Here is a 23840-nt window from a genome sequence, read left to right on the forward strand (position 1 = left end):
GAAACGTATGAGGCCGCGTCCAAAGGTTGGGCGCGGCCTCATACGTTTAAAGATCAAGAGCGCACTTGATCGCGCGCTGTTCACTATTCACTGTTAACTGTTAACTGCCTCAAGCGCTCTTTTCAGCATCGCTTCCGTCAACGGTTTTTGCAGGAACCCTACCCCCTGCTCTTCCGCTTGCTGGCGAATTTCGGGGCGGCGGTCCGCGGTCATCAGGATGGCGGGGACCACGTCCTCCCAGCAGTCGTCCAGCCCCTCTATCACGTCAAAGCCATTCTCATGATCCAGTTGGTAATCCACCAGCAACAGATCAGGGGCGGGCACGCCCTTTGCCTTGTGCTGTGCATCCGCAAGACCACTGGCGGCAACCACATTGCAGCCCAGTGTCTCCAGTGCCTCCACCAGCCCGGCAAGCAAAGCGCTATCGTTGTCTACACAGAAAATACGCATGCCACTGATATCACGACTGACTGGCAGCTCTTCATTGGACAACATGGGCGGCAATTCCCCGCTGGCAAGCGGCACGCTGACGCTGAACAGGGTGCCTTTTCCCGGCCAGGAGCGAACGGTCAGGGTATGGTTCAACAAACGACAGATCCGATCTGCAATCGCCAGCCCCAATCCGAGCCCTTTCACCGTTCGGCCATTCTGCTGGGGCAGGCGCTGGAATTCCTGGAAAATCTGCTCATGCTGGTTATCAGGAATGCCAGGACCGGTATCCCAGACATCCATCCTCACCGCACCGGGAAGACGGCGGCAACCAAACAGAACGCGCCCGGACTCCGTATAACGAATCGCGTTGGAGAGCAGGTTCTGCAGCACTCTGCGCAGCAACACTTCATCGGTCTCGACAATGCACGAGCTGGATACCATGTGCAGCTGTAACCCACTGGCTTGCGCCATGGCTGAAAACTCCTGCCCAAGCGGCTCCATCATTTTCTGCAAGCTGACCGGATGAACATGCACCGGCATGGCACCGGTATCCAGCTTGCTGATTTCCATCAACGCGGAAATGATTTGCTCCGCGGTCTGCAGAGAGCCATCAATGTGCCCCAGCACTTCCACTTCACGGGCAAAACCCTGCTCATCCTGTTGCCGCAATTGCTGACGTAATGAAGACGCGAACAGCTGGGCGGCATTGAGTGGCTGCATCAAGTCATGGCCAGCGGCAGCCAGGAAGCGGGTTTTGCCTTCGTTGGCCTGGGCAAGTTGCACATTGAGTTCGGTGAGTTTGCGGGTCCTTTCGGAGACCATATTTTCCAGGTTTTCGTTGATCTGTCGCAGTGCCTGTTCATCACGCTTGCGCTCGGTAACATCCATATAGGTACTGACAAACCCACCTCCCACCATGGGGGTTCCCCGCACTTCCACCACGATGCCGTTGGGGAGCTCACGCTCAAAGCGGTGAGAATGGCCATCCCGAAGCAGCTGCACCCGCTTCTTCACATTGGCGTCCATATCCTCCCCATCGTAGAAACCCCGCTCGGCATTGAACCGGTAGACCTCTTCGATGGGACGACCAAGGCGAATCAAACCATCGGGATACTCGAACAGCTTTACATAAGCCTGATTCCACGCCACCACCTGCATATTACGGTCCACTACACAGATACCCTGGGCGATGGTTTCAATGGTGGTGCGCAGCAGCTGATGATTGAACTGGATCAGTTCTGAGGCCTCATCCATCATGCGCACGACGTCGTCATGACGGCTGTTCTGTTTGCGCAGCAGGGAACTCATCACAATACGGGCGGTGGAAGCCCCCATTGCCCCCGCCAACAACCGCTCGACATAACGCACCAGGTGCAAAGGCGCGGGAAGATCCAGATCTTCCGCCACATGACGGCGTTGCATGTAATCAAAAAACAGCGGTTCCGCACGGGGATTGCCGAGCCCACGGCGGCAGACTTCAAGCAGTTCGGCAGTAGTGATAGAGGGGTGCCCCATGCCCTCACGCCACCAGTCGGTAGGCATGTCCACAAAGCGTGCCGCCTGGGCCTCATCCAGCGCATCGTGACGCGCACGGCGGGAAAAGTAGATAAAGGCCGCCATATTCAGACTCAGCGACCAGAACACCCCATGAGTGAGAGGTTCCAGGCCTTCGATACCGAACAGGGAGTGCGGCTTGAATAAGCCCAACCCCAGCAGCCCATCACTGTTCAGTATCGCCACCCACTCAACCGGAAGCATGATCGGCAACAGCAAACAATAGAACCAGACAAGAAAGCCGATACCGATGCCAATGACCGCGCCCTGCTTATGGCCATTTCGCCAGTACAAGGCGCCCAGCAAGGCAGGCGCAAACTGCGCCACGGCTGCGAAAGAGACCAGCCCAATACTGGCCAACCCATCAAAACGCTCGATCAGGGAATGAAAGGCGAACGCCAACCCCAGCAACACCAGGATACTGGCACGCCGCAAAAAGCGCAGTTGCCGCCCCAGGTCTGACAGCTGATCCTTTTCATGCAATCTCGAGCGCAACCACAACGGCAACAGCACTTCGTTAGTCAGCATGATTGCCAGTGCCATGGTGGATACAATCACCATACCGGTTGCCGCCGCAATACCGCCGATAAAGGACAGCATCAGCATGGCGGAATTATCCTGCGCCATCGGCAGCGACAACATGTACGTGTCTGCTTGTCCCAGTAGATAGGGCTGGGTCAGGACTCCGCTAATCACAATAGGGAGTACAAAGACCGCAAACATGAGCAGATATAAAGGCAGCAACCAGCGAGTGGTGCGCAAATGTCTCAGGTCATTGTTTTCCACCATGCCGGCATGAAACTGGCGGGGCAGGCAGAGGATTGCCACCATGGAAAGCAGTAACGCCGTCACAAAGCTCTGCGAGAACAGAGTCGGCTCGAACGTCTGCATCACATCCGGCCGCTGCGCCAAACTGCGCCACATGTCCCCGGGCCCATCAAAAATGCCGAACAGGCAGTAAAGCCCCAGCAGGACAAACGCCACAACCTTGATAAATGACTCGAAGCTCACTGCCAGCATCAGTCCGGACTGGTGCTCAGAGGTATCGATGTGACGTGTACCAAACAAGACGGTGAACACGGCCATCAAGACCGCCACCACCAGGGCGGTATCGACTGAGGCCGCATCCTGCTCAAGCAAGACATAATCAAAGGAGAGCGTGACCGCTTTCAGCTGTAGGGCTATGTATGGCAGAACGCCTACCACTGCAACCAGGGTCACCATGACCGCCAAGCGACGGGATTTACCGTAACGGGCAGCGAGGAAATCGGCGATGGAGGTAATATTCTGTTGCTGGGTGACGGATGCCATTTTGTAAATCAGCGAGCCACCGAGCAGGACGGTCAGTATTGGGCCAAGGTAAATGGGCAGGTACGTCCAGCCGCTTTGCGCAGCTTCGCCCACCGCACCAAAGAACGTCCATGAGGTGCAGTACACCCCTAATCCAAGGCTGTACACCCAGGCATTCTGGTAAGTTTTGCGTCCCTCTCTTGCCGCGCGATCACCTAACCAGGCGATCACAAACAGTACCAGCACATAGCCCAGCGCCAGCCCGCTCAATTCCCACAGTGAAAACACGGCGGCTCCCGTTTATTATTGGCCCAGGGCCTACAGCCCTAACAAGACGCGGACCAGTAACACACGCCCGCCGCCTGCTGTCTTCCTTTATACCAGAGCGCCGGTAAAACGCAGTACCACTGCCAGCAATAGCAGGCATATCCCCGCCCGCTGCATTTTGAATTCACGCACGTCCAGAGCCATACCTTTACGCCAAAACGCCAGAATCCCACGGGCATCTCCCGTGCGCCGCCAATAGCTCAGATAACTGAAGCCCACCACTCCCAAACCGAGCACCAGGCATATCTGTTCTGCTATCTGCATGCTTGTCTCCATGACTTACTGCTCCAGGGTGGCCCGTTGCAATTGCAAATACATCAACCCGGCGGTTACTGCATCGCCTCGCGCACTGTGGCGTGCCATCATCGGAACACGCAGATTCCTGGCCATGGCTTCAAACCGCAGATCCGGTTCAATATCCGGTTGCCAGTAGCGCATTTTCTTCTGATAGAGGTTGGATAGCTCGATGGTCGCATTGGGCAAATCGAAACCCAGTAACGGACGTAGATATCGGTTAATCATGGCCACATCAAAATCGATACACCAACCCACAACTGGACGATTACCGACAAAGGCAAGCAACGTCTCCAGCGTATCTGCAATCGCCTCACCCTCATCCAGATCTACCGGCCTCAGCCTGTGGATAGTAATAGACTCACTGGTCAGGCTGTCCGGTGCCTGAAACCGCACATCCATACTCTCGCTGGCACATACCCGTCCATTTCGAACCGGTACCGCAGCAATGGAAACCAGTTCGGCATGGCGACTATCCAGCCCGGTGGTTTCACAATCCAGTGCCACCACATCGTTTCCTTCATAAGGAAGGAACAGATGTCCATAGGGTCCATGGGCGTGGCGGTATCGGTCCGCATAGCGTCGTATCTGTCTGATCATTCGTTTTACTCCTGGCAGCAGCGCCATCAGTACTCCAGATGAAACCGGCGAGACAGCCGCTGTTTAAAATCGCTCACCAGATGCAGGGCATCTCGTAACAGATCTCGCTCCAGTGATGACAGCTTCTGCACCACTATATGGTTGCTGGGGATATTCATCTCATCCCCATGCAGATTTTCCAGTTGATGGTTGAGCCTGAGTTCACTGAACAGCTCCATGGCTTCGCCAAGATCTTCCGCAAAACCGGCCTCCATGACCCCGGCGGCCACCAGCTTGTCCAGTCGCGCCAGCGTTGAGGTTTCCTCGATGCGGTTCTGAAGGGCCATGGCCCGCACGCCGTGGATAAGAGGAAACAGCGCCCCTTTCTTGATATCGATGCCATGCTGCGGCTTTTTCAACGAGCCAAACAGGTTTAGCGGCGTAGCGAACTGAAGCACAGGACGCGCAAAATGTCGCAGGAACATCTCATCATCACTACAACGGTTGAACAGGATTTGCCGAATCTCATCCAGTAAGTGGCTACTGCCCGCCACACAATGAGCATCGACCAAAGTGGTAATGCGGATCATGCCTTCACCTCCCGCATCACCCGCCCAGTCATAAATCCGTTCCCGCCACTGAGACTGGGTTCCCACCCACTCAGGATTGGACACCATAACCTTGCCCGGACAGGGCGGGTAACCCAACGAGAGCAGGGTTTGGGTAAACTGGTTGGCATCCTGTTGGCAACGGGGCCAATCCTGATGATCCCCAAGAATCAGTCCATTATCCTGGTCTGTCTTGAGGATCTGCTCACCCCGCCCTTCACTGCCCATGACAATCAGACACGCGGAATGCTGATCGGCAGGAATGACCATCTCGAATGCCTTGGCCATGATGCGCCCATTCAGTGCGGCGAGAAGGTCCATGGCAAAACGCATCTTCACACCCTGGGCCATCAGCGCCTGCACCAACTCCGGCAAGCGCTCACTGGCCAGACGCAACGCCGGCAAATCCTCTGCTTTCTCAATTTCCAGCCCGACGACATAAGAGCGGCTTGAGAAGAAACTGAGCACGTCCGTAAGTTCGACAACGCCCACGGCCTGACCATGAGCCATCACCACCACCCGCGCGACTTTGTGGCGGGTCATCAAGGTAAGTGCAGTGAACAGGTAATCTTCCGGCAGTGCCGTCACCAGATTGGTTTCGGCAATCTCAGAGAGAGGATCATCCGCACTACGGTTCTCCATCACCAGTGCCGTTAGCAGGTCTGTTTTAGTGATAATCGCGAACTGCGTTTCCAGTTCAATCAGCACGCTGTCGACCCCATGACGCTTGAGTGTTTCAACCGCATCACGCAGGCTGGCAGCGGCGGGCATGATCATGGGCTCACGCATGCATTGCTCGACTCGAGCCAGCATAAACCCCGCCAGTGTCACCCCACCTTCCCGCCCCTCTGCCAGACGCTGGGATTTTTCAGCCAGGGTCTGTCGGAAGAAGCGTCCGAACTCCTCATCTTCATCGCAGAGAGCCAGAAATAATTTGGCGGGAATCAAATGGCAGAGCGTCTGCTCCTCACAGCGAAAGCGATATCGGCTTTTTCCATTGAGCACGCTGATGGCACCGAAAAGATCACCAGCGGCATACACTCCCACCTGACTACGGCCCGATGGTGCCTTGACGTCCAGTTCCGCCACACTGCCCTTGTGAACGACATAGACATAATCACTGGCACTGGCGGCATCCAGAATGATGTCGCCCTTTTCGAAGTATGCCAGATCCATGCCCTGATTCAGCCGGTGGCGTGACGCCTCGCTAAGCAAGGTAAAAGGGTAGTGATTGAGTTCCTGTTCAATCATTTCCGGCGACCTTTAGATACAAGTGGCAAGTTTCAAGTTACAACGCGGATCACCAGCATTTCCAGCTGAGAGATTCGACATTCGCGCAATACCGAAAGTGACATTGAAAGCTCTTTTCGCGGCCACCTTGAGTTGCAGGAATCTTCGATCTTTATCGCGTTGCCACTTGAAACTTGTCTCTTGAAACTCAGAGAAAAAAGCCGGCATGAATGATTCATCCATACCGGCCAGCTCTCCCTTATCTATTACTTTTAGTGCGCGTGGGCTTCACCAGCACCACGGGGAATACGGATATCCTCAACAATATGCTGAATGTGCTCCGGCGGCGGGGCAGTGACTCGGGACACCGCAAAGGCCACAGCAAAGTTCAGCAGCATGCCAAAGGTACCAATACCTTCCGGGGACACACCAAACCACCAGTGCTCCGCATTGTTCAGTTCAGGCGACACGAACTTGAAGAATACGATATAGCTGAAGGTGAAAATCAGACCCACGAGCATGCCGGCAATGGCACCTTCCTTGTTCATCCGCTTGTAGAAGATGCCCATCAGGATCACAGGGAAGAAGCTTGCTGCCGCCAGACCGAAGGCAAATGCCACCACCTGTGCCACAAACCCGGGCGGATTTATCCCGAAGTACCCGGCGATGCAGATCGCCACCACCGCCGCACCACGGGCCGCCATCAATTCCTGTTTCTCGTTGATATCCGGCTTGAGTGTTTTCTTCAGCAGGTCATGGGAGATCGCACTGGAAATCACCAGCAACAACCCTGCTGCAGTGGACAGTGCGGCAGCCACGCCACCCGCCGCCACCAGAGCAATGACCCAGGCCGGCAAGTTGCCAATTTCCGGGTTGGCCAGCACGATGATGTCGCGATCAATGTAGACCTCAGAGGTGTTATCGGTCGGCGCATTGGTCAGCACACGCTCACCGTAGGCTCCGGCGGCTTCCTCACGACTGCCAGCAAAGGTTGGCTTGCCTTCAAACGGCGCGCCAGCACGCATCTGCACCGCTCCGTCTCCGTTCTTGTCCACCCAACCGATCAACCCGGAATTTTCCCAGTTGTAGAACCACTCGGGCAGTTCGGTGTACTGGGTTTCGTTCACGGTATCGATCAGGTTAAGGCGGGCGAAGGCACCCACCGCCGGTGCGGAGGTGTACAGCAGCGCGATAAAGAACAGCGCCCAGCCAGCACTGATTCGTGCATCTTTAACGCGCGGCACAGTGAAGAAGCGCACAATCACGTGAGGCAGACCCGCCGTACCACACATCAGTGCAGCAGCAATGAAGAACACATCAATGGTGGACTTGGAACCTTCGGTGTAGGCGGTAAAGCCAAGATCGGTGACCACCTGATCCAGCTTCTGCAACAGGTAGACGCCACTGTCATTGCCTGCCGCATCAAGCACGGTACCACCGAAACCGGTTTGCGGCAGAACGTGGCCAGTCATCATGATGGACAGGAACACCGCAGGCACCAGGAAGGCGAAGATCAGCACACAATACTGAGCCACCTGGGTATAGGTAATACCCTTCATGCCACCCAATACTGCGTAGAAGAAAACAATCGCCATACCGATGATGACGCCGGTATTCACATCCACTTCCAGAAAGCGCGCGAACACAATACCTGTACCACGCATCTGGCCAGCCACATAAGTGAACGACACGAAGATCACGCAGACGACCGCCACCGTTCTTGCCACGCTGGAGTAGTAACGATCACCAATAAAGTCCGGCACGGTAAACTTGCCAAACTTGCGCAAGTAGGGTGCCAGTAGCATGGCCAGCAAGACGTAGCCGCCGGTCCACCCCATCAGGTAGACCGATGCGTCATAACCCGCATAGGCGATAATCCCGGCCATGGAAATGAACGAGGCAGCTGACATCCAGTCAGCCGCGGTAGCTGCACCATTGGCTAGCGGCGAAACACCACCACCCGCCACATAAAAATCCTTGGTAGAGCCCGCCCGCGACCAGATCGCAATGCCGATATACAGGGCAAAGGAGCCGCCCACAAATAAATAGGTAAGGGTTTGAATATCCATACGGCCTCCCAGCTCAGTCTTCGTGGACGTCGAACTTGCGGTCCAGCTTGTTCATGGAGTGCGCGTACATGATGATCAGTACCAGGAACGCATAAATCGCGCCCTGTTGTGCAAACCAGAAACCGAGCTTGAAACCGAACAGGTGAATCTGATTGAGTTCGTCCACCAGCAAAATGCCGCAGCCATAAGAGACGGCGAACCAGATAGCCAGGTAGGTTAGAATCAATCGCAGGTTGGCGGCCCAATAGGCGCGGGCATTTTCTTCTTTCATTACTCGTCCCTCTGCGTCCTCGTTACAAGTGGCCATCCCCACATGGGGATCGGGCTTGTATCAAGACTAGCCAAAGGGTCGGCTGTGCACAGTATGACTTTAGTCGAACAACCGGCAGGCACTGTATTTACGCGAGGCCTGCAAGCGCCGGGGAATTTGAGTATTATGAGCTGTTCCGGTCAGGATCGACCTCAAACGAATAACAACACTGGACGTATCAATGAAGGCAGCGCGATGGATCATTGGCGCAATACTGCTCCTGGTCATTACCATCACAGCAACCCTGCAGCTTTCCCCCTCCCTGGGCAACTGGCCCCTTGCGACGCAGGCAAGCACCCCTGGAGAGGTCACCATTACCTATCTTGGTACCAGCACCATCCTGATCAGTGACGGCGAGACCCACCTGCTCACGGACGGCTACTTTTCCCGCGTCAGCATCCCGGCATTGTTTGGCCGGATCGAGCCCGATCAGCAGCGTATTCGCTCCGCACTCAAAAAAGCCGGCATTGAAAAAATCGATGCCATCCCGGTGCTCCATTCCCATTTTGATCATGCGATGGACAGCGGCATTGTGGCGCAGATGACGGGAGCTCAGCTGCTGGGCTCCGCCTCCACGGCAATGGTAGGCAGAGGCAGCGACCTGGCTGAAGAGCGCATTACCACTATCCAGACTCATCAGCCCTACCAATTCGGCGATTTCACCCTGTATTTTGTCCCCGCCGACCATGTCCCGTTACCCCGTCCCATTGAGAAGTGGACCGGCAAGGGCGAGATCACCCAACCGGTACGACCTCCCGCCTATCTGGGGGAATGGCAAGAAGGGCGCTGTTACGGCGTGGTGATCACCCACCCCGGCGGCTCGCTCCTGATTCAGGGCAGCGCGGGGGTTCAGCCCGGCGAACTGGATCGATATCAGGCGGATTACGCCCTGCTTGCCAGCGCCAGCCTGGGTAAACAGAGTGAGTATTATCAACAGGTGTTCTACAACGAGACGGCGGGAGCGGTTGGTGCACACACCATCATCCCGGTGCACTGGGACAACTTCTTTGTGGAGCTGAGCGAGGACGTCAAACCCCTCCCCTGGTTTCTCGATAATCTGGATAAATCCTTTGAGGCCATGGCCAATCGCCACGACGGCGACTTTATTGTACTCAAGCCGTTCCAGCGCTTGACGCTGACGCCGCCGGAATACTCTGAACCGCCTGCAGATACGGCAGCATCGCCCCTGGCTCATTGACCCGTTTGACCTGCTCCAGCATGGCGCCAGCCTGGGGCCATTGCCGGCGCAGGTAACTGAGCCATTGTTTGATCCGTCCGGCCACCTGGGCATCGGTTCCCGACCCCAGGATATCCACCGCAAAACGCTGTATCACCGACATGACGCTCTCCCAGTCTGACGCCTGCCCAGTGCGCAATGCCCGCAGCAACCAGGGGTTGGCCACCGCCCCGCGCCCCAGCATCAAATCCTGACAACCGCTTTCACGCTGGCAACGCAGAGCATCGTCCCTGGTCCAGATCTCGCCATTGGCGATCACCGGAATAGTGACTGCTTCGCGGATTTTGCCGATTCGGTCCCAGTAAGCTGGTGGCTTATAACCCTGCCGCTTGGTGCGGCCATGCACCGTCAACCATGCGGCGCCCGCCGCCTCCACCCCCAACGCATTCTCCAGCGACAGGGCATCATCTTCATTGCCCAGACGCATCTTCACCGATACCGTGATGTCTTCCGGCACAGCCTGACGGACCGCCAGTGTTACAGCATGGACCAGGTCCGGTTCATCCAGTAATACGGCCCCGCCCCGATGACGGTTAACCGTCTTGGCCGGACAGCCGAAATTCAGATCGATAGCCGGAGCTCCCAACTCCACAGCACGTGCCGCGTTCTCTGCCATACAGGCGGGGTCAGACCCCAGCAATTGCAGATGCACGGGGACACCCGCCCGGGTGCGCGCGCCATTTTTCAGCTCGGGACACCAGCGATAAAACACCTTGGGGGGCAACAGCAGTCCATTCACCCGGACAAACTCGCTGACACACCAGTCATAGTCGCCCACATCGGTCAGCGCCTGACGCACCCAAAAATCCGCCAGGCCCTCCATCGGGGCAAGGATCAGTTTCATGGGGCGGATTCTATAGCAGGACGGGGCAGGCGGCACCAAGGAAGGGCCAGGGAGATAAGAATGCAGCCTTTCCCAATGCGTTTCTGGAATCCTTTCCTCGCCCGAGGCTCGGATCACCTGCAGGCAGGTTTTCGCTGCACACTACGTTCCTACAGCGGCCGCACCACCGGGGAACTTTTCACAATCGCCCAATCCAATCGAGCGTAGCTCGTAGCTCGTAGCTCGTAGCTCGTAGCTCGTAGCTCGTAGCTCGTAGCTCGTAGCTCGTAGCTAAATATCATTGCCCTGCGCCATTTTTGCGCCATACTTCCCCCATGTGGACAACAACCCTGCGCCCCCGCTTCTGTGAAACAGACGCCCTCGGGCATATCAACAACACGGTTCTACCGGTCTGGTTTCTGGAGGCCAGAGAGCCTGTGATTGCCATTTTCACCCACAACCCGACAGCCGGCGAAAACGGTTTGGCCATGGTTCACATGGACATTACCTTCAAGGCCGAATCGCTGTTCGGCAGCCCGGTCACCGTCACAACCACCATTGGCAAGATCGGCAATCGTTCTCTGGAAGTCGTACAACGTGCATGGCAAAACGGCGTACTTACCGCTGTAGGCAAAGCCACCCTGGTCAGCTTCAACGCGGCCACACGACAAAGCCAGCCCATTACGGATGAACAGCGCGAACAGCTGAATATGCATCTCGACACGGCAGACGCAGAACAGCCTCCGGGCTGATCGCCCGCCACCAACCCGATCCAGCAGCCAGAGCACATCTCTTCTCTATTTCTTTGTGCACTCTTTTTCTCAGCGTCACCATACCGCTTTACTCATAATAAAAATTGCGGCTTTTCCACTTCCTCATTTTCAAATTCCTCACTGCAATTGCGCTTTAAATCTCCCTGATATTTTCTTTAATCCCCCTCTTTTAATGCCTTTACCACCCTAAATCCCCGGAAAAACCCGGATAAATCGGGCCATTTCCTTGCAATCCCGGTTTTCCTTTGCCACGGTGGTGCACAACGACTGTTTACAACAATCCGGCACAATGGACGTGCTGTGGTTAAAAAATTTAAAGAAAAGGCAATGAGAGGATATCGCCATGAACCTTCGATCCGTCCCTGCTGCCATCATCGCAACCCTCATGATGGCAGCGCTGGCAGCATGTAGTGACAGCGGCAACGAGAGTAACTCGTCATCCGCCAACGCAGAGAACGAAGGGCAAAACTGGCGTTATGCCCATGAAGAATATGAAGGCGATGTACAGGATGTGTTCGCTTACAAGTTCAAGGAATATATTGAAGATAATTCCCCCAACACCGTGCAAATTCACCGCTTTGGTGAACTGGGCGAATCCGATGACATCATGGAGCTCACTCAGGCAGGCGTACTGCAGTTCGTCAATCAGTCTCCCGGCTTTACCGGCTCACTGATTCCTGAAGCTCAGATCTTTTTCATTCCGTACCTTCTACCGGTTGGCGATGAAAAAATTGTCAGCTTCTTCAAAAACAGCAATGCCATCAACGACATGTTTCCGGACCTCTACGAGGAGCAGGGCCTGGAGCTGTTAGCCATGTACCCTGAAGGGGAAGTTGTCGTCACAGCCGATGAAAAAGTGACATCTCCGCAAGAGTTCAAAGGCAAGAACATTCGTGTGATGACCAACCCTCTGCTGTCCGAAACCTACAGAGCGTTTGGCGCCACCCCTACCCCTCTTCCCTGGGGCGAAGTATATGGAGCCCTGCAAACCAACATCATTCAGGGTCAGGAAAACCCCATTTTCTGGATTCAGTCCGGTGGACTTTATGAAGTTTCACCCAACCTGATCTTTACGGGTCATAGCCAGTTTGTGACCGCGATGATGGCCAATCAGGAATTCTATAACGGCCTGTCTGATGACAATAAAAAGCTGGTGCAGGATGCCACTGCTTACGCGCGCCAATACATTTTCGACTATGTCCCCGGCCTGGGTGACAAGATGCTGAAGAAAATCCAGCAAGACAGTGAAGAAGTCACGGTAACCCGCCTCAACGAAGCTCAGCGTCAGGCATTTCGTGACCGGGCCCCCCAGGTGGAAGCCAAATTTATCGAAATGACCGGCGAACGGGGCAAGCAACTGCTTGACCAATTCAAGGCGGATTTGAAAGACAGCACCGCCGCAGAAGAATAATTACCACTATCTCCGGGCAGGCCTGCCATGCTTTGGAGATTGAACATCATCCAGCCGAGCAGGGACGCATCTCTCCTGCCCGGCCCGGAATGACAGGCCGGTCAGGGAAGACCGGTCAAGGCGTCCTCGGTAGAACACGCCACCGACAGAACAAGGGAAATCACCATGTCGGAAGAATCCCCGGAACACCAGCCATCCAGCCTCCCCGGTATCCTGGGCACCGTTGATGACGGGATTGCTCGCATTGAGGCGGTGATTCTCGCCGTAGGCGTTCTGCTGATGGCGGTCAACACTGTTGCCAATGTTGTCGGCCGGTTTCTGTTCGGCGAAAGCCTTCACTTCTCTGAAGAAGTAAACCGGATCCTCATTATTCTCATCACCTTTGCCGGGATCGGCTATGCGGCACGCCACGGGCGACATATTCGCATGTCCGCCCTGTATGACGTCTTCCCGACCAAGGTGCGACGCGTGATGATGGTGATCATCAGCTTCGTCACCTCCGCAGTGATGTTTTTCCTCTGCTGGTATTCCGTAAGTTATATCCACTCCGTGTACGAAACGGGCCGGGTATTGCCCACTCTGGGCTTTCCCATTTATCTGATTTATCTGTGGGTGCCCGTCGGCCTCGCCGTCACCGGCCTCCAGTACCTGATGACGGCGGTCAAGAATATTGTTTCGCGGGATGTTTACCTGTCGACCACCGTATTGGATGGATACGACGAACAAGAGACGGAGATCTGATCAATGGCCTGGATCATGTTTCTTGTCATGCTGGTGCTGCTGCTGTTCGGTTTCCCCATGAAGGTACCGTTGATTCTCGGCGCCATTGTCGGCTTTGTGATGATGTTCGACGGCTTCGACCGCATGGACTTCTTTATCCAGCAAATGCTGGCAGGTATCCGCCCCACCGCATTGATTGCGGTACCCATGTTCATTCTTGCCGCCGACATCATGACACGCGGCCAATCCGCTAACCGGTTGGTGAACATGGTGATGGCGTTTATTGGCCATATAAAAGGCGGGCTGGCGGTAAGCACAGCAGCGTCATGCACACTGTTCGGTGCCGTCTCTGGCTCTACCCAGGCAACCGTAGTCGCAGTGGGTTCACCATTACGGCCGCGCATGCTGCAATCCGGCTACAAGGATTCCTTCACGCTGGCATTGATCATCAACGCCAGTGACATTGCCTTCCTGATCCCACCCAGCATTGGCATGATTATTTACGGCGTCATTTCCGGCACTTCCATTGCCGAACTGTTTATCGCCGGCATTGGCCCCGGGCTGCTGATCCTGTTGATGTTCTCGGTTTACTGCATCATCTACGCCTATCGCATGGATGTCCCCACGGAAGAGAAAGCCAGCTGGGGTGAACGCATCAAGTCTGTGCGCGAAGCGCTATGGCCACTGGGTTTTCCGGTCATTATTGTCGGCGGGATTTATGGTGGAATATTCAGCCCCACAGAAGCGGCTGCTGCCTGTGTGCTCTATGCCGTGGTTCTGGAGTTCCTGATCTTCCGCTCCCTGAAGGCCATGGATATTTATGCGATTGCCAAATCCACCGGCCTGATCACCGCGGTGGTGTTTATCCTTGTGGCCGTGGGCAATGGTTTCTCATGGATCATTTCCTTTGCCCAGATTCCTCAAACAGTACTCGGCGCAGTAGGAATCAATGAGGCCGGCCCTACCGGGGTATTGATCGCTATCGCTGTCGCCTTCTTTATCGCGTGCATGTTCGTCGATCCGATCGTGGTCATTCTGGTGCTGACCCCGATTTTTGCGCCGGCAGTGGCATCCACCGGGCTGGATCCGGTGCATGTGGGCATTCTCATCACCATGATGGTAGCTGTCGGTTCTGCCACACCACCTTTTGGCTGCGACATCTTTACCGCCATCGCCATTTTCAAGCGCCCTTACTGGGAAGTGATTCGTGGCACGCCGCCTTTCGTATTTATGCTGATGGGGGCCACGTTACTGGTCATTCTGTTTCCGCAGATTGCTCTGTTTCTGAGAGACCTTTTCTTCCAATAAACAACACTCGGCAAGGAGGCTGGCATGTACAAGCGAATACTGGTTCCCATCGACGGCTCCCAGCAAGCGTTGTTGGCATTGGATCACGCAGCCCACCTCCAGCAGGCAAGCAATGCCGAGCTTTATCTATTGTGCGTGTTCAAACATCACAGCCTTTTTGAAGCGTCGTTATCCATGGTTCGCCCCAAGGATGTCCAGATCCCCGACGATGCATTACGCGAATATGCTTCTGAGGTAGCAGAACAAGCCAAACAACAAGCCCTGAGCGCCGGAGCCAAAAATATTCGCGCCTTCGTCAAGGGCGGCAGGCCATCCCGAGCCATTGTCCGTTTTGCCAGTGACAACGAGGTGGATCTGATCGTCATGGGTGCGCGCGGCAGCAGTAGCGATGTGGACGGCTATTTTCTGGGCAGTGTGTCCCAACGGGTGGCCAGCATGGCCCGCTGCCCGGTACTGATTGTTTGAAACCAGAGGGAGAAAACCATGAACCAAGCACGCACCTTGAGGCTGTCCTCAGCAGTACTTGCCGGTCTCTTTACCCTACCCGCCCATGCGGCGCTGGAAGTCACCCCTTACGGGTCTTTGCGAATTCAGACGGAAGCCGTGTCTGTGGATGAAGCCCAACCCGGTGAGGATGATTCCTATACCGGCCTTCGGGATGCCTATTCGCGGCTTGGTGTCACCGCCGCCTATAACGATCTGGACTGGGTAGATATTAACGCCACCCTGGAATTTCCAATCAATTCAGCCCTGCTCCGCGCGGAAGATCCCACCTTTTTCCAGGAAGGCTACAAAGGGAATAACAAACCCCGTGTTGCCGATATCACTGCCACAACGGAAAATCTGGGTAGCTTGCGTGTAGGCACTCAGTGGCTCGCCTACTACAACACCGTCGCTTATCCGGTCGATTTCTTCAGCTCTTTCTATTCCGGCTATGCAACCCAGGCCACCTTCCGCCGGGATGCGGCCACCTACACCACGCCAAGCATGGCGGGGCTGACTGCCTCTGTTTCCGCGGTGGATCAAACCGATGAAGCCGGCACCAGCTATCTGGATACCATGCAATACGCCATGTCGTGGGCACTGGGCGATCTGACTCTGGGACTCGCCTATCAGGACACCGAGCAGGATTCGGCCGATAACGCCGACCAGGCTGGTGTATCTGCAGCTTATGTACTCGGCGGCTGGCGCTTTGCCGCCAAGGTAGAGCAACTGCTATCCAACGCTGATGGCCTGCAGGACGAAGATCCGGTCACCTACAACCTGTATGGGTCCTATAGCTGGGACAAATACACGGTGAAAGCCATGTTTGCCAATGGCGAGGAAACCGACGATCCCGCCGCCTTCTTTCAGGGCGATTCCTACCAGGTCGGTCTCGACTACCAGTACAGTGAAAACCTGAAGCTGTTTGCGGATTACTTCTATGAGGAACTGGGTTACGCCATCTACACCCCCACCTCCAGAAGTTTCAATCCTCTGGCAGGCTATCATGTGGAAAGCGATGGTCAGGCCTTCTCGCTGGGCCTGCGCTATGACTTTTGACTGAGGCGCAACCTGCGCCACGCTTCCTGCAACAATGCGGAACAAGCCTTTTGCCAGGCCTGAGAGCAAAGAGGCCGCGCCCAACCGGGACGCGGCCTTTTTTTGACCTTCGAAACTCGCTCCTCGTCACTCGAACCCCGTTCCTCGCCCAGGCCCGCATCGCTTGCAGGCAAGCTCTCACAGCCTCACGGTTACAGAGTCAGGACAGGCCACGAGCGTATTTTGCGTGTTGTGTTCAGCGTAGAAGGAACCCCGCCGGCGCCGCAGAGCTCACGCCATAGCTTAGGAGATCAGAGGAAGAAGTCACCCTGCAGATTCCGGCGGGTCTTTCACTATAAGCAGGCACAGGGCGGGGCTGAAACCCTTTCTTTAGAACCATTTGGAATCAATCGCAACGCCCCCCTGGTTCCGCCAAAATACCTCTCACTATCAATAAGTTACAATATGCCTTGGTGAGTCATTTCAGGCCTTTGCACGGTCAGTTTCAGTCCATAAACGGATTGATTCACCCCTCCGGCTGATTTACTGTTGCCGCCGTATCATTCCCCCGTGCCATCAACCCTCCTGGAGACCCCCATGGCCAAAAAGGCGTCCCCCGCCCTGGAAACCGCACTGGATAACCTGGAATCGCTGGTGGAACGGATGGAATCCGGCGAGTTGACGCTGGAAGAATCCCTGAAAGCCTTTGAAGAAGGGGTTCGCCTGTCACGGGACTGCCAGCAGGCACTACAACAGGCAGAGCAGAAAGTCCGTATCCTGCTTGAACAGAACAGTAACGCCGAACCAGAGCCTTTCACTGGCGACGACAATGAGCAATAGCTTTCCCGCGCTGGACACATTGCGCACCACCTGCATCAATCGGCTGGAGACCAGCCTGGATCAGCTGCTGCCGGAAAACACAGCTGCCAGCAGACTCAGCCAGGCCATGCGCTACGCTGCGCTCAGTGGTGGCAAACGGATACGCCCGCTGTTGGTATATGGTGCCACTACCCTGGCCGGCGCGCCGCTCGCCAAAGCGGACATCCCCGCTACCGCCGTAGAGCTGATTCATGCCTATTCGCTGGTACATGACGATTTGCCAGCAATGGATGATGATGATCTGCGCCGTGGCCAGCCCACCTGCCACAAGGCATTTGATGAAGCGACGGCCATCCTTGCCGGAGACACCCTGCACACCCGGGCTTTCGAACTCCTGGCCTGCAATGGTGAATTCCGCGCGGATACCCGCATTGCCATGATTCGCCAGCTCTCTCAGGCCTCTGGGGCAGACGGCATGGCAGCGGGACAAATGCAGGACATGCAAGCCCACGGCCAGCAGCAAACCGTGGCCGCACTGGAAGAAATGCATTTTCTGAAAACCGGTCGGCTGATCACCGTCAGCCTTCAACTGGGCTATTTCGCCGCTGAAATTGACGACCCTGCCCTGCTGGATGCCCTGACCCGCTTCGGTGACGCCGTTGGTCTGGCCTTCCAGATTCAGGATGACATCCTCGATGTCACCATGGATACCGAGCAGCTAGGCAAACCTTCCGGTTCGGATGAAAAGCACGCCAAAAGCACCTTTCCGTCCCTGCTGGGGCTGGACGCCAGCCGTGAGCGAGCCCGCCTGCTGTGCGAGCAGGCACAAGAGGCGCTTGCAGGCTATGGCGAGCGCGCCGCCCCATTGCAACAATTGGCGCAGTACATCATTGCCCGCAATCACTGACGGCTCGCCCCAAGGGCCTGTATACTAGCAACACGACGATCACGACTTACTGACCGGAACCAAAGCGCCTTTTTACAGGCTTCCCGACGCAGCCAGTACCGAACCAGGCAATTCGACGTTATGCCCAAGACCTTTACGCAGATTCCACTGACGCGCCCAAGCACGCCGTTGCTGGACACCCTGAACAGCCCGGCAGAACTGCGCCGTCTGCCTGCCAGCCAGCTGGAAAGGGTGGTGGATGAATTGCGGGAATATCTACTGTACGCAGTAGGTCAATCCGGCGGTCACTTTGGTGCCGGCTTGGGGGTCGTTGAACTGACGGTGGCCCTGCACTACCTGTACAACACCCCGGAGGACCGGCTGGTGTGGGATGTGGGCCATCAATGCTACCCACACAAGATTCTCACCGGGCGCCGCGAGGCTCTGACCAGCATTCGCCAGCAACATGGTCTTTCTGGCTTCCCCAAGCGCAGCGAATCCGAATTCGACACCTTCGGTGTAGGCCACTCGTCCACCTCCATCAGCGCCGCCCTCGGCATGGCTCTGGGTGCCGAGATGGCGGGCAGTGACCGCCGTGCCGTAGCCATTATCGGCGATGGCGCCATGACCGCGGGTCAAGCTTTCGAAGCCATGAGCCACGCAGCACACACCCGCTCCAACCTGCTGGTCATCCTGAACGACAACAATATGTCGATCTCCCACAACGTAGGTGGGCTGTCCAATTACTTTGCCCGCATCTGGGCCAGCAAAAGCTATATCGCCCTGCGTGAAGGCGGCAAGCGTGTACTCTCTACCATGCCGGCGGCCTGGGATTTTATCCGCCGTACCGAAGAGAGCATGAAGAACATGGTCAGCCCGGACATGCTGTTTGAGGCCATCGGCTTCAACTACATCGGCCCCATCGACGGTCACAACCTGGACGAGCTGGTACGCACCCTGGACAACATGCGCGACCTGGAAGGGCCGCAGCTGCTGCACGTCTACACCACCAAGGGCAAGGGCTTCGCCCCGGCAGAAGCCGACCCGGTGGGCTATCACGCCCTCAACAAGATTGAACCCAAACCGAAGGTACAAGTCGCCGTCCCGGCCAAGCCCAAGTCGCCCAAGTATCAGGATGTGTTTGGCCAGTGGCTGTGTGACATGGCGTCGGAGGACCCACGCCTGGTAGCGATTACCCCGGCCATGTGCGAAGGCTCCGGCATGGTGGCCTTCAGCAAGCAGTATCCAGAGCGGTTCCACGATGTGGCCATCTGCGAACAGCACGCCGTCACCCTGGCTGGAGGCCTGGCCTGTGAAGCGCAGAAGCCGGTAGTGGCTATTTACTCCACCTTTCTGCAGCGCGGCTATGATCAGCTGATCCATGACGTGGCCCTGCAGGATCTGGATGTGACCTTTGCGCTGGATCGTGCGGGTCTGGTCGGTGAGGACGGCGCCACCCATGGTGGAGTCTTCGATCTGGCTTACCTGCGTACCGTCCCCAACATGATCATCGCCGCCCCGTCCGACGAAAACGAGTGCCGCCAACTGCTGACCAGCGCCTACCTCCATGAAGGCCCTTCCGCAGTCCGCTACCCTCGTGGAACTGGCCCCGGCGTTGAGATCCTGCAACCACTACAGCCCCTGCCGGTTGGTCAGTCCCGCACCCTGCTGGAAGGCCAACACGTTGCAATTCTTGCCTTTGGCGCGCTCACCGGTGTCGCCCTTGAGGCCGGCAAAGCGCTCAACGCGACCGTCATTGATATGCGCTGGGTGAAGCCGCTGGATCGCGATGCCATTGTGCGTGCGGCGGCCAGTCACAGCCTTCTTGCCACCGTTGAAGACCATCAGCTCATGGGCGGCGCGGGCTCTGCCGTCAATGAACTGTTGAATGAAGAAGGGATTGTCATGGATGTGCTGAATCTGGCTCTGCCGGATCAGTTTATTCATCACGGTAAACGTGAGACCTTGCTGGCTGAAGCCGGGCTGGACGCCGACAGCATTGAGCAACGCATTCGCGAACGACTCAGCCGCCAGCCCCTGCCGCAGGCCCGGGAAAATTAAAATTTCATCCCGGCATAACGGGAAAGCCTGACGGGGCATCCACATCAAAAACCTTGACTGCACTGCCTTGCTGCAGGAGCGGCATTTTCTATGCCCACCGGGTGCGGTCGCAAATCGTGCCTGTTTTTCGCGGCGGAACCGCCGCTCCCACAAAACAGAAAGCGCCTCCCCTATCTGTAGGAGCAGTGGTTCCGCCTCGATGCGCCTATGAGGAGCAGATTGCCTTGAATGCCATACCCCGATTATTGGCCATTGGGGACATGAGGGGATGAACGCGCATCAAGCGTCGCCACTGCAGCAACAGGCTTGCCCTAATCTTCCTTGCGATTGCCATTATCGCTGACCAGGCGAACCGTTGGCGGCGGTTCGTAGAGACGCCAATTGTCCCTGCCGCTCTGTTTGGCCTGATACAATGCCCTGTCAGCCTCATCCAGAAGCTGGAGGGAGGTTCCTCCGTCAGCAGGGGTCTTCACCGCCACGCCGACACTGATGGTGACCTCACCCGAGGTGGGATTGTCTGCATGCGGGATACCCAGGGCACGCACCGAACGACATAAACGGGACGCCAATCTTACCGCCTCGGTTTCATCCACCCCTGGATACAACAGGATAAATTCCTCCCCCCCGAAGCGCGCCACCAGATCGCCTCCCCTGCGGCTGTAACGCCCCAACTCCTCTGCAAGTGCGCGCAGGCACTCATCGCCCTGCAAGTGGCCATAGTGATCGTTGTAGGCCTTGAAGCGATCCACATCCACCAACATGATTGCCAATGGTCGTTTATCGCGCTGACACCTGCGCCATTCGCGATCCAGTGCCTCGTCAAAATAACGGCGATTGGCCAGCGACGTCAGGCTGTCTTCCCGGCTCAGGCGATGGAGTCGCTCAGCCAGTCGCTGGGTTCTCTGCTGCTGCCTCAATAGCTGGCTTTGGTTGAAAAACAGCAAGCGACCACGCACTTCCTCGGTGTAACAGAGAAACATCCCCAGCAGACTCACACCGGTATAAGTCCGATGCGCCATCAACCAGTCGATGCCACGCCCGAAGTGTTCGGCGATAAACCAGCCGACCATGCCGCCAGCCCAACAGGCCAGAGTCGCCACCGGGAAACGCAGGCCCACCATGGCGTACACAATTACCAGGGCATAAATCACCGAAACGTTGGCCAGCTGCACCGATTCAGGCTCATCCAGAAAGCCCGGAATGGCCATGGATAACGTCACCGCGAGAAAACTGCCAAAGCCGGCATAGAGTGGGAAATAACGGTCCAGGGCTCGGAACTGGGCCAGCACGCCCGCCGCCAACACAATCACCCCAACCCAGATATAGGTGCCCAGCCACAACCCCAGCACCGCCTCTGGTGCCAGCGCATAAATACCGGTCACCAGCAGCATGTACAGAAACAGAATATAAAAAGCCTTTACCCGGAAGCTATCCACAGCCTCCAGGCATTGGTAATCACGATATTCCGCTTCCAGCCGGCGAGGAAAGCGCAACCAGCGCACACCGGGCACCACCACTCGCCTGGAACGGGGATCTGTTTCTGCCATGGCAATTCCTTTGCACACCCAAAACGGACACTCGTCACAATTTCAGGCTAGATATTCCTGCTCTGCCAGACCATTACCAACTTCTGAACGGTAGTGACAGAACGATATCATGACAAAATGCAGGGAATTGCAAAGTGATCCAGTCTTCATCGGTAGAGGAAAGCCCGGGGGCAGCCGACGAGTGGCGATGGGTGCCGCGCCAGCCCTCGGAGCAGGAGCCCAGGCGCGACAGCAGCCTTAAGCAGGCCGTTAAAAGCGATCTTAACCACAGAGATCACGGAGCTCACAGAGGGAAGAAGATTAACCTCTAGGTGCGACCACGATACTAAGCTTCCATCATGGTGCGGCACATCGCGGCGGAACCGCCGCTCCCACAAAAGGCGGCGGGCCGCATCGGAAAATCCCCTCGGTCAGGCAATGCCGGTAAGGTCGGCAGATACTCATGTCCCGTCAGGTTTTCCTGCTAATCCGCGATGCGCCTTTTCAGCAGCCGCTGAGAGCCTGTGAACACTACCGGGATGACAGGCCCTAAGAAAACCAGGAAGGCAGGAAGACAATCAGCAGCTGCATGACCACGGCTGCGTACACGCCGGCCAGCAGATCATCCACCATGATGCCCAGCCCGCCTTCCACACGGCGATCCAGCCAGCCAATGGGCCAGGGCTTGATGATGTCGAAGAAGCGGAACGCCAGAAAACCTGCCAACGCCCCCAGGGGAGTCACCGGCACAGCAATCATGGTCACCAACAGGCCCGCGATTTCATCCCAGACGATGCCCGGGTGATCGTGCACATTCATGTCATGGGAAGTCTTGCCGCACAGGTACGGCCCCACCGCGATCACCAGCACCGTAGCCAGCAAGTAACCCCACATTGGCAGCTGCGCGCACAGCCACCAGATCGGCATGGCCGCCACCGTACCGAAGGTCCCCGGCGCCACCGGCGCCAAGCCGGAACCAAAACCAAAGGCCAGAAAGTGCACCGGGTTACTCATCTTCGGACGTTTCAGTTCCATTCAGTTTCTCTTTTATATTTTTTGCCAGTCGCGTGTTGCATGATGCGTATTGCATCGCTCTTATCAGAAATGCTGCCAACCCTTTGCTGACAGTGACCGAATCTCTCCGGCCATCGTCTTTAACCGGATACCCGGCGCTTCCTCAATATGACCGATAACATGGCATCCTGCCGGTATCGGTTCATCTGTCGCCAGCGTGAACAGCAATACGTAATCGTCACCGCCCTGCAACTGCAGCCGGCGTTGCTCCTGATGATCACAGTCACTCAGGATAGCAGCATCCAGCGGTAATGCGGCCTCATCCAGCTGAGCCCCCAAACCACCAGAGGCGTCGAGGACATGATTCAAATCCGCCAGCACCCCATCGGAGATATCGATACAGGCAGAGGCTCGCTTTCGCAGAGACTGACCCAGCTCCAGTTGCGGTTGCGGACGACGAAAATGATCAATCGCCGGTCCGTCACGACGCCCCTGCTGCCACAGATGCAGACCATGCAACCCTGCGCCAGTCACGCCTCCCAGACAGATCCGCTCCCCTGCCCTTGCGCCACTGCGCCGCAACGCCTGCCCCGCAGGCACAGCGCCGGTGGCTTGAATCGACACCGCCAAGGGCCCGCGGGTAATGTCCCCACCCACCAGGGCAATGCCCGCAGCATCCGCCAGCTCGAACATGCCGTGTGAAAATCCGGCCAACCAGTCTTCATCCACTTCGGGCAGCGTCAAGGAGAGCAGAAACCACAGGGGGCAGGCCCCCATGGCAGCCAAGTCGGACAAGTTCACAGCCAGACAGCGATAGCCCACATCTGCCGCCGCCATGTCCGCAGGAAAGTGACGCCCCTCAAGACTGGTATCCTGGGTCATCACCAGCTGCTGGCCGGGAGGGGGAATCAGAATGGCGGCATCATCACCCGGCCCCATGCTGACGGAGTCGCCCTGCCCGGCATGGTGCGGCTGATGGTGAAAATACCGCCGGATCAGGGAAAACTCATCCAGCGGGTTATCGGAGGAGGAAGCGGAAGTCATGCCG

At 56.6% G+C, this 23840-nt stretch carries 21 protein-coding genes; 10 read left to right on the forward strand and 11 right to left on the reverse strand.

Annotated features, from left to right (window positions below; all coding sequences use genetic code 11):
- Window positions 1–93: 93 nt before the first annotated feature.
- The 7 genes from Y5S_RS12480 to Y5S_RS12510 form a co-directional block, all read right to left on the reverse strand.
- A complete protein-coding gene (locus tag Y5S_RS12480) occupies window positions 94–3564 on the reverse strand; it encodes a hybrid sensor histidine kinase/response regulator (protein WP_035233426.1) in 3471 nt (1156 codons plus the stop codon).
- An 87-nt stretch (window positions 3565–3651) separates the two neighbouring features.
- Window positions 3652–3867 (reverse strand): hypothetical protein, encoded by a 216-nt coding sequence (locus tag Y5S_RS12485; RefSeq protein ID WP_035233427.1) that lies wholly within the window; start codon window positions 3865–3867, stop codon window positions 3652–3654.
- Between the two features lie 15 nt (window positions 3868–3882).
- Window positions 3883–4497 carry a 3'-5' exonuclease gene (locus tag Y5S_RS12490; protein WP_035233517.1) on the reverse strand — a complete coding sequence of 205 codons (615 nt, stop codon included), beginning with the start codon at window positions 4495–4497 and terminating at the stop codon, window positions 3883–3885.
- 26 nt (window positions 4498–4523) lie between these two features.
- Window positions 4524–6335, reverse strand: coding sequence for a putative nucleotidyltransferase substrate binding domain-containing protein (locus Y5S_RS12495; RefSeq protein WP_035233428.1), 1812 nt, complete (start codon window positions 6333–6335; stop codon window positions 4524–4526).
- Window positions 6336–6347: 12 nt separating this feature from the next.
- Window positions 6348–6557, reverse strand: a complete 210-nt coding sequence (locus tag Y5S_RS12500) for a hypothetical protein (RefSeq protein ID WP_035233429.1) — start codon at window positions 6555–6557, stop codon at window positions 6348–6350.
- 29 nt (window positions 6558–6586) lie between these two features.
- Window positions 6587–8383, reverse strand: a complete 1797-nt coding sequence (locus tag Y5S_RS12505) for a sodium:solute symporter family protein (protein ID WP_035233430.1) — start codon at window positions 8381–8383, stop codon at window positions 6587–6589.
- A gap of 13 nt (window positions 8384–8396) precedes the next feature.
- Complete coding sequence (locus Y5S_RS12510; protein WP_035233431.1) at window positions 8397–8654, reverse strand: DUF4212 domain-containing protein; 258 nt, start codon at window positions 8652–8654, stop codon at window positions 8397–8399.
- A 220-nt stretch (window positions 8655–8874) separates the two neighbouring features.
- Here Y5S_RS12510 and Y5S_RS12515 point away from each other — a divergent pair, with 220 nt between their 5' ends.
- Window positions 8875–9891, forward strand: coding sequence for an MBL fold metallo-hydrolase (locus Y5S_RS12515; RefSeq protein ID WP_052041585.1), 1017 nt, complete (start codon window positions 8875–8877; stop codon window positions 9889–9891).
- Here the strand turns inward: Y5S_RS12515 and Y5S_RS12520 are convergent.
- Window positions 9806–10783 carry a tRNA dihydrouridine synthase gene (locus Y5S_RS12520; RefSeq protein WP_035233519.1) on the reverse strand — a complete coding sequence of 326 codons (978 nt, stop codon included), beginning with the start codon at window positions 10781–10783 and terminating at the stop codon, window positions 9806–9808. The genes Y5S_RS12515 and Y5S_RS12520 overlap by 86 nt on opposite strands.
- 305 nt (window positions 10784–11088) lie before the next feature.
- Between Y5S_RS12520 and Y5S_RS12525 the strand changes: the two genes are divergently transcribed.
- The 9 genes from Y5S_RS12525 to dxs all read left to right on the forward strand — a co-directional run bounded on the left by Y5S_RS12525 (window position 11089) and on the right by dxs (window position 20252).
- On the forward strand, window positions 11089–11505 hold the full coding sequence (locus Y5S_RS12525) for an acyl-CoA thioesterase (protein ID WP_035233432.1): 417 nt from the start codon (window positions 11089–11091) through the stop codon (window positions 11503–11505).
- Between the two features lie 364 nt (window positions 11506–11869).
- Window positions 11870–12937: a TRAP transporter substrate-binding protein gene (locus Y5S_RS12530; RefSeq protein ID WP_231552684.1), complete on the forward strand. Its 1068-nt coding sequence runs from the start codon at window positions 11870–11872 to the stop codon at window positions 12935–12937.
- Window positions 12938–13102: 165 nt separating this feature from the next.
- Complete coding sequence (locus tag Y5S_RS12535; RefSeq protein WP_035233433.1) at window positions 13103–13678, forward strand: TRAP transporter small permease; 576 nt, start codon at window positions 13103–13105, stop codon at window positions 13676–13678.
- A 3-nt stretch (window positions 13679–13681) separates the two neighbouring features.
- Window positions 13682–14965, forward strand: a complete 1284-nt coding sequence (locus tag Y5S_RS12540; protein ID WP_035233434.1) for a TRAP transporter large permease — start codon at window positions 13682–13684, stop codon at window positions 14963–14965.
- Window positions 14966–14989: 24 nt separating this feature from the next.
- Window positions 14990–15430 carry a universal stress protein gene (locus Y5S_RS12545; protein ID WP_035233435.1) on the forward strand — a complete coding sequence of 147 codons (441 nt, stop codon included), beginning with the start codon at window positions 14990–14992 and terminating at the stop codon, window positions 15428–15430.
- A gap of 18 nt (window positions 15431–15448) precedes the next feature.
- Entirely contained in the window at window positions 15449–16507 is a 1059-nt protein-coding gene (locus Y5S_RS12550; RefSeq protein ID WP_035233436.1) for a porin, read from the forward strand.
- Window positions 16508–17083: 576 nt separating this feature from the next.
- The gene (gene xseB, locus Y5S_RS12555; RefSeq protein ID WP_035233437.1) at window positions 17084–17326 is read left to right on the forward strand and encodes an exodeoxyribonuclease VII small subunit; all 243 of its coding nucleotides are present in this window, start codon (window positions 17084–17086) and stop codon (window positions 17324–17326) included.
- The gene (locus tag Y5S_RS12560) at window positions 17316–18212 is read left to right on the forward strand and encodes a polyprenyl synthetase family protein (RefSeq protein WP_052041587.1); all 897 of its coding nucleotides are present in this window, start codon (window positions 17316–17318) and stop codon (window positions 18210–18212) included. Before xseB ends, Y5S_RS12560 begins: the two co-directional genes overlap by 11 nt.
- Window positions 18213–18332: 120 nt before the next feature.
- Window positions 18333–20252, forward strand: coding sequence for a 1-deoxy-D-xylulose-5-phosphate synthase (gene dxs / locus Y5S_RS12565; protein WP_035233438.1), 1920 nt, complete (start codon window positions 18333–18335; stop codon window positions 20250–20252).
- Between the two features lie 311 nt (window positions 20253–20563).
- Here the strand turns inward: dxs and Y5S_RS12570 are convergent, their stop codons facing one another.
- The 3 genes from Y5S_RS12570 to thiL form a co-directional block, all read right to left on the reverse strand.
- Window positions 20564–21799: a GGDEF domain-containing protein gene (locus Y5S_RS12570; protein ID WP_035233439.1), complete on the reverse strand. Its 1236-nt coding sequence runs from the start codon at window positions 21797–21799 to the stop codon at window positions 20564–20566.
- A gap of 528 nt (window positions 21800–22327) precedes the next feature.
- A complete protein-coding gene (locus tag Y5S_RS12575; RefSeq protein WP_035233440.1) occupies window positions 22328–22813 on the reverse strand; it encodes a phosphatidylglycerophosphatase A family protein in 486 nt (161 codons plus the stop codon).
- Between the two features lie 63 nt (window positions 22814–22876).
- Window positions 22877–23836 carry a thiamine-phosphate kinase gene (gene thiL / locus Y5S_RS12580; protein WP_052041588.1) on the reverse strand — a complete coding sequence of 320 codons (960 nt, stop codon included), beginning with the start codon at window positions 23834–23836 and terminating at the stop codon, window positions 22877–22879.
- Between the last annotated feature and the right edge of the window lie 4 nt (window positions 23837–23840).

The sequence above is a fragment of the Alcanivorax nanhaiticus genome, from assembly GCF_000756665.1.
GTDB lineage: Bacteria > Pseudomonadota > Gammaproteobacteria > Pseudomonadales > Alcanivoracaceae > Alcanivorax > Alcanivorax nanhaiticus.

Bases quoted from the DNA above. Each gene is read 5' to 3' on its own strand.
- Y5S_RS12550 (WP_035233436.1), top strand. From the start codon at position 15,449: ATGAACCAAGCACGCACCTTGAGGCTGTCCTCAGCAGTACTTGCCGGT.
- Y5S_RS12575 (WP_035233440.1), bottom strand. From the start codon at position 22,813: ATGGAACTGAAACGTCCGAAGATGAGTAACCCGGTGCACTTTCTGGCC.
- dxs (WP_035233438.1), top strand. From the start codon at position 18,333: ATGCCCAAGACCTTTACGCAGATTCCACTGACGCGCCCAAGCACGCCG.
- Y5S_RS12540 (WP_035233434.1), top strand. From the start codon at position 13,682: ATGGCCTGGATCATGTTTCTTGTCATGCTGGTGCTGCTGCTGTTCGGT.
- Y5S_RS12530 (WP_231552684.1), top strand. From the start codon at position 11,870: ATGAACCTTCGATCCGTCCCTGCTGCCATCATCGCAACCCTCATGATG.
- xseB (WP_035233437.1), top strand. From the start codon at position 17,084: ATGGCCAAAAAGGCGTCCCCCGCCCTGGAAACCGCACTGGATAACCTG.
- Y5S_RS12560 (WP_052041587.1), top strand. From the start codon at position 17,316: ATGAGCAATAGCTTTCCCGCGCTGGACACATTGCGCACCACCTGCATC.
- Y5S_RS12490 (WP_035233517.1), bottom strand. From the start codon at position 4,497: ATGATCAGACAGATACGACGCTATGCGGACCGATACCGCCACGCCCAT.
- Y5S_RS12495 (WP_035233428.1), bottom strand. From the start codon at position 6,335: ATGATTGAACAGGAACTCAATCACTACCCTTTTACCTTGCTTAGCGAG.
- Y5S_RS12505 (WP_035233430.1), bottom strand. From the start codon at position 8,383: ATGGATATTCAAACCCTTACCTATTTATTTGTGGGCGGCTCCTTTGCC.
- Y5S_RS12570 (WP_035233439.1), bottom strand. From the start codon at position 21,799: ATGGCAGAAACAGATCCCCGTTCCAGGCGAGTGGTGGTGCCCGGTGTG.
- Y5S_RS12525 (WP_035233432.1), top strand. From the start codon at position 11,089: ATGTGGACAACAACCCTGCGCCCCCGCTTCTGTGAAACAGACGCCCTC.
- Y5S_RS12510 (WP_035233431.1), bottom strand. From the start codon at position 8,654: ATGAAAGAAGAAAATGCCCGCGCCTATTGGGCCGCCAACCTGCGATTG.
- Y5S_RS12515 (WP_052041585.1), top strand. From the start codon at position 8,875: ATGAAGGCAGCGCGATGGATCATTGGCGCAATACTGCTCCTGGTCATT.
- Y5S_RS12535 (WP_035233433.1), top strand. From the start codon at position 13,103: ATGTCGGAAGAATCCCCGGAACACCAGCCATCCAGCCTCCCCGGTATC.
- Y5S_RS12485 (WP_035233427.1), bottom strand. From the start codon at position 3,867: ATGCAGATAGCAGAACAGATATGCCTGGTGCTCGGTTTGGGAGTGGTG.
- thiL (WP_052041588.1), bottom strand. From the start codon at position 23,836: ATGACTTCCGCTTCCTCCTCCGATAACCCGCTGGATGAGTTTTCCCTG.
- Y5S_RS12545 (WP_035233435.1), top strand. From the start codon at position 14,990: ATGTACAAGCGAATACTGGTTCCCATCGACGGCTCCCAGCAAGCGTTG.
- Y5S_RS12500 (WP_035233429.1), bottom strand. From the start codon at position 6,557: ATGGATGAATCATTCATGCCGGCTTTTTTCTCTGAGTTTCAAGAGACA.